Origin of the sequence: Streptomyces sp. NPDC059567, assembly GCF_042735655.1 — a bacterium.
Taxonomy (GTDB): Bacteria; Actinomycetota; Actinomycetes; order Streptomycetales; family Streptomycetaceae; genus Streptomyces.
Genome location: NZ_JBHWBS010000094.1, coordinates 1 through 11,328, shown reverse-complemented (window position 1 = coordinate 11,328; position 11,328 = coordinate 1). Strand labels below are relative to the sequence as shown.

At 73.6% G+C, this 11,328-nt stretch carries 8 protein-coding genes and 1 pseudogene; 5 read left to right on the top strand and 4 right to left on the bottom strand.

Annotation, left to right across the window (positions count from 1 at the left end; translation table 11 throughout):
- Window positions 1-107: 107 nt before the first annotated feature.
- Complete coding sequence (locus tag ACFVZW_RS30215) at window positions 108-767, bottom strand: response regulator (protein ID WP_384527838.1); 660 nt, start codon at window positions 765-767, stop codon at window positions 108-110.
- Window positions 764-1,720 (bottom strand): HAMP domain-containing sensor histidine kinase, encoded by a 957-nt coding sequence (locus ACFVZW_RS30210; RefSeq protein WP_384527835.1) that lies wholly within the window; start codon window positions 1,718-1,720, stop codon window positions 764-766. Before ACFVZW_RS30210 ends, ACFVZW_RS30215 begins: the two co-directional genes overlap by 4 nt.
- A gap of 267 nt (window positions 1,721-1,987) precedes the next feature.
- On the opposite strand from ACFVZW_RS30210, the gene ACFVZW_RS30205 reads away from it, so the two are divergent.
- The 4 genes and pseudogenes from ACFVZW_RS30205 to ACFVZW_RS30190 form a co-directional block, all read left to right on the top strand.
- Window positions 1,988-2,458: a cation:proton antiporter regulatory subunit gene (locus tag ACFVZW_RS30205; protein WP_384527832.1), complete on the top strand. Its 471-nt coding sequence runs from the start codon at window positions 1,988-1,990 to the stop codon at window positions 2,456-2,458.
- 4 nt (window positions 2,459-2,462) lie between these two features.
- On the top strand, window positions 2,463-3,722 hold the full coding sequence (locus ACFVZW_RS30200) for a cation:proton antiporter (protein ID WP_384527829.1): 1,260 nt from the start codon (window positions 2,463-2,465) through the stop codon (window positions 3,720-3,722).
- A gap of 109 nt (window positions 3,723-3,831) precedes the next feature.
- Window positions 3,832-4,146 (top strand): DUF3040 domain-containing protein, encoded by a 315-nt coding sequence (locus ACFVZW_RS30195; protein WP_384527826.1) that lies wholly within the window; start codon window positions 3,832-3,834, stop codon window positions 4,144-4,146.
- Window positions 4,147-4,329: 183 nt separating this feature from the next.
- Window positions 4,330-4,535 (top strand): annotated as a pseudogene (locus tag ACFVZW_RS30190) (substrate-binding domain-containing protein); the annotation flags it as partial.
- Window positions 4,536-4,634: 99 nt separating this feature from the next.
- Here the strand turns inward: ACFVZW_RS30190 and ACFVZW_RS30185 are convergent.
- The gene (locus tag ACFVZW_RS30185) at window positions 4,635-5,777 is read right to left on the bottom strand and encodes a S1 family peptidase (protein ID WP_384527823.1); all 1,143 of its coding nucleotides are present in this window, start codon (window positions 5,775-5,777) and stop codon (window positions 4,635-4,637) included.
- Between the two features lie 73 nt (window positions 5,778-5,850).
- Here ACFVZW_RS30185 and ACFVZW_RS30180 point away from each other — a divergent pair, with 73 nt between their 5' ends.
- Window positions 5,851-6,144: a hypothetical protein gene (locus tag ACFVZW_RS30180; protein ID WP_384527856.1), complete on the top strand. Its 294-nt coding sequence runs from the start codon at window positions 5,851-5,853 to the stop codon at window positions 6,142-6,144.
- 190 nt (window positions 6,145-6,334) lie between these two features.
- Here the strand turns inward: ACFVZW_RS30180 and ACFVZW_RS30175 are convergent, their stop codons facing one another.
- On the bottom strand, window positions 6,335-11,089 hold the full coding sequence (locus ACFVZW_RS30175) for a hypothetical protein (RefSeq protein ID WP_384527821.1): 4,755 nt from the start codon (window positions 11,087-11,089) through the stop codon (window positions 6,335-6,337).
- Window positions 11,090-11,328: the final 239 nt, after the last annotated feature.

The window sequence follows — 11,328 nt, the reverse complement described above, 5'->3', positions numbered from 1 at the left end:
GGGGGGGCGCCCCCCCCCCCCCCGGGGCCGCCGCCCGGGGGGCACCGGACGCCCCCCCGGGCCCAGGGCGTGTCCGGCGGCCCCGGCCCTGATCCGCCGGGCACCCCCTAAGGCTCGATCAGTCCGACGCGTATGGCGTAGCGGGTGAGTTCCAGTCGGTCGCGCAACCCCAGCTTCTGGAGCAGGTTGGCCCGGTGGCGTTCGACGGTCTTGGCGCTGATGAAGAGCAGGTCGCCGATCTCCTTGGAGGTGTGCCCCTCGGCGACGAGTTTGAGGATCTCCTCCTCCCGGTCCGTGATGGCCTTGTCGGGCAACGGCCTGCCCTGCTCGGCCCGGTCCAGGTACCTGCGGATCAAGGTCGTCTCCGCGCCGGGGTAGATGAAGGGTTCGTCGCGCATGGCGGCCCGGCACGCTCCGACCAGATCGCGGTCGGCCACGGACTTGAGCACGTAACCGCTCGCGCCGGCCTTGAGCGCTTCGAAGAAGTACTGCTCGTTGTCGTACATCGTGAGGATGAGGATCCTCACCTGCGGCTGGAGTCGGCCGAGTTCGCGGGCCGCCTGGAGACCCGTCTGCCGGGGCATGGAGATGTCGAGGACGGCCAGGTCGATCCGCTCGGTCCGAGCGAGGGCGACCGCCTCCGCTCCGTCCGCTGCTTCGGCGACGACGGTGAGGTCGGGCTCGGCGTCGAGGATGAGACGTACCCCTCCGCGCACCAGCGCGTGGTCGTCCGCCAGCAGGATGCGGGTGGCGCCCGCCGCGGTCATGCCGTCCTCCCCTTCGCTCCGCCCGTGGCGTCCAGGCGGACCTCGGTCCCTCCGCTCTCGCCGGGACCGATCGTCAGATCCGCGCCGATGAGCAGGGCGCGTTCACGCATCCCCCGGATGCCGGCGCCTTCGGCCGCCCGTCCGATCCCCCGGCCGTCGTCCCGGACCAGTAGCCGTACCCCGCCCTGGGACAGAGGGCTCAGGTGGAGGTCGACGCGGCTCGCGCCCGAGTGACGTGCGGTGTTGGTGAGCCCTTCCTGGGCGACGCGGTAGAGGACGAGTTCGGTCTCCTGGTCGAGCTTCGGCAGCCCTGCGTCGACATGGGGCCGTACGGTCAGTCCGCGGGTGGAGAACTCGGTGGCCAGGGACCTGAGCGCGCTGAGCAGTCCCAGCTCCTCCAGCACTCCGGGCCGCAGGCGGCGCGCGATGCGCCGGATCTCGTCGAGACTCCCGCGGGTGGTCTCCTGCGCCTGTCGCAGCTCGTCCCCGAGCGCGTCGGGCGCGTGGTCGGCGGAGTGCTTCAGCTGGAGGAGTACGGCGGTCAGGGTCTGCCCGACCTCGTCGTGGAGCTCCCGTGCGATCCGCTGGCGTTCCGCCTCCTGCGCGGACAGGACGCGGGCGCTGCTCGTGGCGCGTTCGGCTTCGAGGCGGTCGAGCATCGTGTTGAACGTACGGGTCAGCTCGGCCATCTCGCCGTGGCCCGTCACCGCGGGGCGACGGCCCGGCTTGAGGAGGTCGGCGGTCAGCATCGCCCGGGTGAGCCGCTGGAAGGGTGCGAGGCCGACCCGCAGCAGGAAGGCGTTGACGATGAGCATCGCGATCAGCCCGGCCACGAGCACGATGGCCTCACCGAAGAGCACGGGGGTGGAGACGGTGACCGGGCCGAGCAGCAGGAGAACCGAGACGACGAGGACGGCGGCGTTCAGCAGGAAGATCCGCCAGTACAGCGACACGATCCTGCCTCTCCCGACCGGCTCTCCGCCCGCCCGACCCATGGAACATTCGTCCCGCAGGCACCCGGTGACCTGCGGCGGGACCCACGTCCCCGCTCCATCCTGACCAGTGTCCCAGGGCCATGTCCATCCGTGCCGACACCCATGTCCGAGACCTCCGCGCGGATGGCACCATGTCGGGGCCACGGAGCGGGGAAAGCGCCGGCTCCCCGTGGCGGAACCCTGGTTGAGACGAGCAGAAGGGACGGGCCTGTGCCTGCTCCGCGGATGAGAACGACACCCCTGCCCGGCATCGGTGTCCAGTACGACCTCACCACGCGTGAGCACCGCCATCTGTCGGTCATCGCGCACCGCGACGGCACCCGGTCGGTGAACGTCTACCGAGCCGACGACCCCGACGCGTGTGCCCAGTCGCTCCATCTGACCGAGGCGGAGACGGCCTCGCTGATCGACGCGCTGATGCCCGCCCATCACAGCCCGAACGTGCTGCACACGACCGGCCTGGGGCTGGTCGCGGAACGCATCGAGCTGTCCGCGCAGTCGCACTGGAACGGGCGGGTCCTCGGCGAGATGCGGATGCGCACCGAGACGGGAGCCTCCATCGTCGCCGTGCTGCGCCGCTCCGGTGCGATCCCCTCCCCCACGCCGGACTTCCGGCTGGCCGGCGGAGACACCCTCATCGTCATCGGCACCCGCGAGGGTGTCGACGCCGCCGCCCTGATACTCGGACAGGAGTGATCGCGTGCACTCCGCGATCTTCCTGATCGAATTCGGCGCGATCATCCTCGCTCTCGGCCTGCTGGGACGATTCGCGGGCCGCTTCCAGTTCTCACCGATACCGCTGTACCTGCTGGCCGGACTCGCCTTCGGCGAGGGCGGTCTGCTGCCGCTCGGCGCGAGCGAGGAGTTCGTCGCGATCGGCGCGGAGATCGGTGTGATCCTGCTGCTCCTCATGCTGGGCCTGGAGTACACGGCCAGCGACCTCGTCTCCAATCTGAAGACCCAGTACCCGGCCGGGCTGGTCGACTTCGCCCTCAACGCGCTGCCCGGCGCCGCGGCGGCACTGCTGCTGGGATGGGGCCCCGTGGCCGCCGTCGTGCTCGGCGGCGTCACCTGGATCTCGTCGTCCGGCGTCATCGCGAAGGTCCTGGGCGACCTCGGGCGGCTCGGCAACCGCGAGACGCCGGTGATCCTGAGCATCCTGGTCCTCGAAGACCTCGCGATGGCCGTGTACCTGCCCATCATCACGGCGCTGCTCGCGGGCGTGAGCCTCGCGGCCGGCAGCGCGACCCTGGCGATCGCGCTCGGTGTCGCGGGTCTGGTGCTGTTCGTCGCGGTCCGTTACGGCAGGGTGATCTCCCGCTTCGTGTCCAGCGACGACCCGGAGAAGCTGCTCCTGGTGGTCCTCGGTCTCACGCTCCTGGTCGCGGGCATCGCGCAGCAGCTCCAGGTCTCGGCGGCGGTGGGAGCGTTCCTCGTCGGCATCGCCCTGTCCGGTGAGGTCGCCGAAGGCGCCCACGCCCTGCTCAGCCCCCTGCGGGACCTGTTCGCGGCGGTCTTCTTCGTCTTCTTCGGCCTGCACACGGACCCGGCCAGCATCCCGCCGGTGATACTCCCCGCGTTCGCCCTCGCCGTCGTCACCGCCCTGACCAAGATCGCCACCGGATACTGGGCCGCCCGGCGCGCCGGCATCGGGGCGAAGGGACGCTGGCGGGCGGGCGGCACGCTCGTGGCGCGCGGCGAGTTCTCCATCGTCATCGCCGGCCTCGCCGTCACCGCCGGCGTCCAGCCCGAGCTGGGCCCCTTCGCCACCGCGTACGTCCTGGTCCTCGTCGTGATCGGACCGCTCACGGCCCGCTACGCCGAGCCGATCGCCACCCGCCTCACCCGAGGCCGCGGCCCGTCCCCGTCGTCGCTCCACGCCACGGAGTCCGTCCCCCCGACCGGGGCGCCGCGGCTCGTGGACGACGCGGACGAACGCGGGGCGGCGGAGCGCGCGTGAGCGAGCGTCGCACGTGAGCGAGGGTGCCGGGCACTGGGCTGCCGGATCGGGGGTTGGCGGTCACAATGGAAGAGGACGCGGCTCGTGCGCCGACCCGGAGGGGGCCGCTATGAGTCCTCATGCAGACGACCGACAGATCCTCTCGGAGATCGAGCAGGGTCTCATACGCGACGACCCCCACCTCGCATCGCTGTTCGGCACGCTGGAACCGCGGGTTGCTCAGGAACCTGAACCGGAGTCAGGTGACGAGGGCGTACGCCCACGACGAGATCGCCGCGTGGTCGTGGCGATCGTCCTGGCCGTGATCGCGATCCTGGCCCTCCTCCTCACCATGATCTGGACCGCTTCCCCTGCCCCGCCCGCGGACGACACCGGGCCGGGCCCGCTCACCCTGTCCGCGTCCGTCTCCCCGACGAGGATGTAGCACCCGTCTGCCGCACCGCGACGCTCACGCGCCGTGGACCGTGGCCGCCGACCTGCCACGCTCACGCGCCCGGCCGGGAGGGAGGGGAATCGCGCCTCCCCTCCCCGGACGCCTCAGTGCTCGGTGATCTCGACGGCTCCGTTGTCGGACGGAGTGGCCGCCGTGGCGCTCGGTGCCGCCTTGGACGTCGCCGTGGTGGGGTTCGACGACGTCGTCGAAGGGCGTTACGGCGCGGTGACGCTCACGTCCGTCTCGCCGACAAGCCGGCCATCGCGCGGGCCGCGGTGGAGGCCGTCCTCGCCGGTCTCCTGGACAAGGAGTACGTGCCCCGGCGTGTGCAGGCGGACTTCGAGCTGGTGGAGCGGGAGAGCACGCTCGGCCGTCGCTGACCCGGTCCCGGACCCCGGACGGTCCGGGACCACCTGCGTGCTCTCCCGCCCCGAACCGCGCGCGACTTCTCGCGGCCGGGTGTGTCGTCGAGCGTCTGATCAGGCGGTGTGGAGGGTCAGGCCGTAACGTCCGAGGATCTCGTTGACGGGCTGGAACCACGTCTCACCGCCGGAGGAGCAGTTGCCCCAGCCGCCGGAGGTGACCCCCTGGGCCTGGTCGCCGCTGATGAAGGACCCGCCGGAGTCGCCGCCTTCCGCGCACACGCTCGTCTTCGTCATCTGGTGCACGGCGCCCTGGCTGTAGTTGACGGTCTCGTTCTTGGCCAGGACGGTTCCGCAGTGCCAGCGGGTCGTGGAGCCGGAGCGGCAGATCGACGCGCCGATGGGAGCCTCCGCGGATCCGCGGACGAGCCGGTCCGGTACGGTCCCCCAGCCGAGCACCACGGGCACCGTCCACCAGCCGCTGTGAATGCTGACGTACGCGTAGTCGTCACCGGGGAACGAGGAGCCCTGGAAGGTGCCCATCGCGGACCCGTCCCAGCCGCGTACGGCGGCGCCGGCCCGCCCGCAGTGCCCGGCGGTGACGAACCCCCCGTGCACGGAGAAGCCGATGGAGCAGCGGACGTTGCCGGTGTAGTACGGATCGCCGCCCACGGTGCCCGCGGCGTAGGTCCGCGGAGCGTTCGCCGTCTCGACGACGGTGACGGGGCCTGTCGCGCGAGCCTGTGCGACGAAGGCGCGCACGGCGGGCTCGGTCCGGGCGGCGCGGACCACCGTGAGGACCACGCTGTTGGACCTCGGGTCGACGTGCCAGCCGGCGACGCCGGAGGGAGCGGCGAGCGCGTCCAGGCGGGACTTCGTGCCGTCGAGCGCGGCAGCGCTGTGGCGTACGAGTCGGGTGTCGGCGCCCAGCGCCCGTACGTCGGCCTCCTCGTTCCGGTCGGTGAGGGCGACGACGAGCCGTCCCGTGGTCGCCTCGAACCAGGCTCCGGCGTAGGAGCCGCCGGTGATCCGGCGCGCCTCGTTCTCCACGCGCACCGCTGCCTGCTCGGCCCGTAACCGTTCCTCGGCCTGGTACTTCGTCAGGCCGAGGTCCTGCTGCATGGCGTCGAGGAGGCCGGACGACACCGTGGGCGGGTCGGCCGCGGGGGCGGCGCTCGCGGTGCCCGAGTGGGCCCCGCCGAGTCCGACGGTCAGCATCAGGGCCGCGACGGCGGCGCGGAGGGCGGATGTGCGTCTCACGGGGCCTCCTGGTGAGGGGAATCCAACAATCTGAGAGCGCTCTCAGTCAGCGCCGCGACCACGCTAGCGGGCAATACTTGTCAGGTCCAGACCAACCGCACACCCGATCCGCCGGGCCGGAGGGTACGACCACTGCTGGGCCCTGTCCGGCGAGGAGGCGGGGCGGCCGCGGTGCGCAGGCCGGCCGGCGGCTCCGGCGGGGACCCGCGTCATGGACGTGTGGACCACGGCACCGGGCCTTCAGGTCTACACCGCCAACCAGCTGGACGGCTCACTCACCGACGACACCGGCCGTGCCTTCCAACGCCACGGCGTGGTCTGCCTCGAGACGCAGCACTTCCCCGACGCCCCGAACCGACCCGACTAGCCCAGCGCCGCGCTGCTCCCCGGTGCGACGGCCCACCGCCGCACCGAGTTCCGCTTCCCCCACCTCGCGGGCGGCAGGGCGGGCCGCTGACGCCACGGGCGCGACGTCGGTCACGACGCCCGGCGAGGGCGCCCTCACGAAGAGCTCGCCCACGTGCCGTCGGCGGGTGAACGCGATCCCACGAAGGGGTCTAGCGGCCGCCTCCGTTCCCGCCGGCCATCCGCTCCCATGCCGCCGTGAACATCTCGTGCAGCGGCGCCGTCGGCAGGATCCGGCCGAACGGGGCACGGATCTCGTTGCCCCACAGCGGGCGCACCTCGTACGCCGCCAGCTTCACCGTCTCCAGCGGCAGGTGAGGTGCCTTCAGCTCGGTCCACTCACCCGGCAGGAACACCGTACGGCCGGCCCGCGCGCGCTTGGCCTCCCCCACCGCGCCGGTGGCGAGCAGCTCCGTCCGGACCTCCGCGTGCCGCTTGGCCGACCAGCCGTTCCACCGCCGCACGTCGCGGTCGGTGGGCGCGGCCAGCGTCGCCACCTGGAGGTACAGCGCCGCCGCGTCCGTGCCGACGCCGAGTTCCCGCGTCACCCGCGCGATCAGTTCCGGGCAGGACTGCCGCGGATCCGCTTCGTACGCACCTGCCCGCACGGCCCCCGAGCGGGCCCGCCGCATCATCCTCTCCAGGCCGCCGCCGGGCAGCAGCGGTGCCACCCGGTTCAGCTCCTCCGTCAGATCGGTGACCTCCTTCACCAGCCGCCACACGTCGGGATCGGCGACCGCAGCGGGACGGAGGAAGGAGGCGCCGCCGGGCGCGCACACCACGAGAGGCCCGGAGTCGTACGCGGTGACCGGGACCGGACCTTCTTCCTTGCGGCGGCCCATCGCCACCGGAAGCAGCCCCTGCCCGAACCGCTCGGCGATCCGCTCCGAGGTGTCCTGGACCCGTCCGCCGGGCAGCGCCAGCAGGAGCTCCGGACGGTCCAGTTCGGCCAGCAGCCGCTCGTACAGGGCAGTCGCCCCGGCCACCGCCGGGTCGCCGACGGGCCGGTCCGTCCACGCCCACACCAGCACGCTCGCGATCCGGTCGATCGGGAGGCCCACCGGGGTGCCGTAGGGCAGCTCGGGTCCCGCCGGCGGCACGGCCCGGACCTCCACCCCGATGCCGTACGGCGTCGCCGCCAGCTCCCAGTCGGCCGCCTCCACGGTCGCGTCCTCGGCTGCCTCGTACCCGCCGGCCAGCCGCCGGGCCCACACCTCGCCGAGCCCCAGGTCGGCCTCCAGGGCGTCGGCCGTTTCGTCGTGCACGGCGGGCAGCGCACCGAGGCGTCGCCGCCAGACGCCGGCCATCCGTTCCACCGCCGCCTCGACGCCGCCCGGTCGCCACAGCTCGGCCGGGTCCTCGGGCAGTGCTGCCGCCAGGACGGCTCGCCGGCCGCCACTCCCGAGACGGGTGTGCAGCCGCTCGTACGACTCGACCGTCATCGGGGTCGCCTTGTAGGGGGCCTTGCGCGCCAGGGCCCGGTCCTCGTCCCGGTCGCTCCCGCCGACCAGCCCCGCCACCACGAGCCGGGCCACAGCCCTTCGCACACCCGTCAGTTCGGCGAACCGCGCGGCCGCCGACTCCGGCAACGGAACCGGCCCGTGCGCGTCGACCGCCGCCACCACGGCCCGAAGCGGGGTGGCGTCGTCCCGCTCCACGTGGACGAGTCGCGCCTCGGGAACCGCCGCCGGTACCGGATCGCCGTTCCCGCCGTCTGTCGCCGGTGCGGCGAACCAGCACTCCGACGCGCTGCCCCGCACCGCGGCGGACGCCACCGGGACACCTCCCTCGCGCAGCCCGTCCAGGACGCCGGAGTCGGACGTGCGCCCCACCCACCACCGGCTGTCTGATCGGGCGAACGGCTGGTCGGCCCAGGTGTCCAGGAGCGCCAGCAGAGCGGCTCGCGCCCCCTCCGGGGTGGGTGCCACCGCCGCCCGCCACGCCGCGGCGTCGATCGTGCCCAGCAGGTGTGACCAGTCGTGCGGCACCGCCGACGGAGAGAGCCTCCGCACCTCCTCCACGATCGTCCCTGCCAGGCAGGCGCCGTCGGCGGCGAGCGCGCTCAGTGTCGCCGGAAGGGCCACGTCCGGGGTCCTGCGCCACGGGTCGTGCTCTCCGTGCGGGACCAACCCGGTCAACGCGGGCATCAGTTCGGTGTCCGGCGCGGTCCGGCGCGGTCCGGCCGGCGGCGCCTCGCCGAGGAGGGTGACGCGCCGGTGCAGGGCACGCCTCCGCTCCTCCACCCGCGCGGCCCGTCGGGCCACCGCCACGACGGCGTCCGTCAGCACCGGGTCGGCGATGTCCGGCAACTCCCTGGCCACGGCCGCGCGCAACGCCTCCGCGTCGTCGAGAGCGGCCGTCAGCAAGGTGTCCGCCCTCTGCCGTCCCACGGACCGCAGCGCCCGCGAACCGGCCGCGTCCCGGGTCCGCAGGAGGTACCAGAAGGCCGGTGGCAGGGCCACGCCGCCCGACACGGTGGCCCGCCGGGCCGGACTCACCCGCGGGTGCCGGGGTGAGCGGTGCCCGTCCTGCTCCCACAGCAGTGCGCCGTCGGCGCCGTACGCGCGCACTCCCGTCCGGGTCTCCGCCTCGGCGAGGACCACGTCCTCCACCGCACCTTCCGGCGGCGCCCACAGGCCCCAGGGCTCCTGCCCCGGCCGGTCGATGGCGAACCGGGCGGTGCGCCCGTCCACGCTCTGCACCAGGAAGCGGTCGGGCGTGTGATCGCGGTACCGGGTGCCGAACAGCACGCGGGTGCCGACGAGCCCGCCCCGGCTGCCCAGCGGCGAGTCGGCCAGAGCGGCAGGCAGCGGAGCCAGCTGCAGGGCTTCCACCGCCAGGCTCATACCCGCCTCGGACGGTTCCGTCGCCGGATCGGCGCTCGCGGCGCGACCCGGGAAGTCCGGCAGGGCCGTCGCGCCCTGGCGGACCCCGGTGACCGGGTCCACCACCTCCCAGGGTTTCCTCCTGTGGACGGCGTTGGTCCAGATCCGGGAGCCGTCGCCCAGCTGCAGCTCTTCCCGGTCGATGCCCTCCCTACCGCCGGGACGCAGCACGCGTGTGCCGCCGTGCCGTCCGCCGCCGTCGGCCGTCTCGAACTGGAAGCCGTACGCCCCGTCCGGACTGCCGCCGAACGGCACCAGCCCGCCGACCATTTCAGGCGTGAACGGCTCTTCCGGGCGGTCGGCCCACACGGCGGTGTCGCAGAGGGAGCCGGCCGACTGGGTCCAGCTCACCAGGAAGGACCCGCCCACGTAGTGGACGGCGAACATGCTCGCGTCCTGCGGCACCGTGAACCGGCAGGAGCCCCGCACCCCTTCCGGCGCGACGGCGACCGCCCGGTCCCGCCCGAACACCGTCAGCACGGGCCAGGTGGACGTCACACCGGCCACGCCCGGCAGCGCCGCGTCCGTCTCCTCGGGCCCGGCGTCCGCCGCGAACTCGGCGTACACCGACTCCAGGGCCGGCCAGGCCAGTTCCTCCGGAAGCCCGGCCGCCAGCGAGCGCCGCAGCGCGCCCGCGGCGCCCGCCCCGGCGAGGGCGTCGGCGATGCCGCCGAGCGCCGTCACCGTCGGCCGGTCCAGCAGGGTCTCCAGCTCGGTCACGGCCTCCTCGGCCCCGGCCATGCCGCCGCCCCCGACCGTGTCGACGAGCTTGCCGACCCGCGCTGCCACTTCCTGGGCGATGCCCTCGTTGCCCGGCAGCAGGGTCACGGCCGAACCGGGCTGCCGTCGGCGGGCCATGGACCAGTTGGGCAGCAGGTTCGCGTGCACGGTCCCCTCCAGCCTGCCGCCGAAGACCGGATCCGCGGCCAGCGCGGCGAGGTCCCGCCGGGATCCCTCGCCCCAGAAGCGCATCCGGACCTCCGGGCCCGGGTCGACGACCGTGACGCCGGCCGCCAGAACGGCGTCCAGCACGTCCGCGTCGAAGCCCTGGTAGTGGTGCCGGGTGGTGTGCAACGTCACCGGGTCGCCCGCGGCTCGCAGTCGCGGCCCCAACCGGCCCACCAGATCGAGGAGTTCCACCGGCAACGGCTGTCTCGCGACCCCGCCGCCGGACTGGACCGCGTACTGGTACATGCGCACGAAGTGTCCGACCCAATGGTGCAGCCCGCCCTCGGGGACCACGCGCCCGGACTCCATCGCCTCCGTCGCGCCGCAGGCGATCAGCATCCGAAGCCATGCCCCGCCGTCGGTGACGCCGTCCGGAAAGACTTCCAGCAGCCCGGCCGCGACCGTGTCCGTCGGCGGATGGGCCTGGAGGACCGGGGCCGCCGCGGTGAGCAGGGCGTCCGGCACCGACTTCTTCCTGGTGACGGACAAGATCGATCCCACCAGCCGCGCGACCTCCTCGTCCCCGTGCCCGGCCGCCCTGGCCGAAGCACGCACCCGTCGCACGAGATCCGCCGGCAGGTCCGCAGGCGAGCCCGCCCAGGCGGTCAGGAACGCGTCCAGTGCCGCGTGCGCCGCGGCCGGCTCCAACGTCTCGGCGAGGAAGCGCTGATGGGCCCCGAACTCCTTGGCGGGCATGGCCCCGCCCTGGGCGAACAGCAGCGCGTTGGCCCGGCGGTAGCCCGGGTCCACCGGCAGCCCGTGCTGTGCCTCCGCCGCCCGCGCCGCCGCGTACGCCCGTCCGCCCGGCCGGCTGCCATGACCGATCAGCCGGTGGCCCACGGTGTCCCAGAACCACGGCAGGTGGGCCGCCGGCAGCCGCCGCGCGCGTGCGGCCATCGAGTCGACGAACCGACCGGGCTTGGCCCGGGACCGGTTGAACTCGGAACCCATGTCGTCGATCAGGTCACGCGCGATCCCGGCCGCGTCCGGGTCGTGGGCGGCGACCCAGTCGGCATAGGTCGTCGAGACGTGCGGAGCGGCAGCGGGCAACAAGGAATCCAGCGAGACGATCACGCCTGGATCGTCGCATGCCCCACCGACATCGCCCCCGCCGGCTGACACGCGGACGGGGACGCTCGTGCCGGCCGACTGCGCTTGGCCCAGGACGGCGGTGGGGCCGGGGGGCGGGGCGGGGGGGGCCGCGACACAAACACACACACCGCGACCGGAACGCGCGCGAGGGGTGCTGACGTGCACGGAAGCGGTACGGGGAGTGAAGGCGAGCCCACCGGGTCGTCGACACGGAGTGGTGT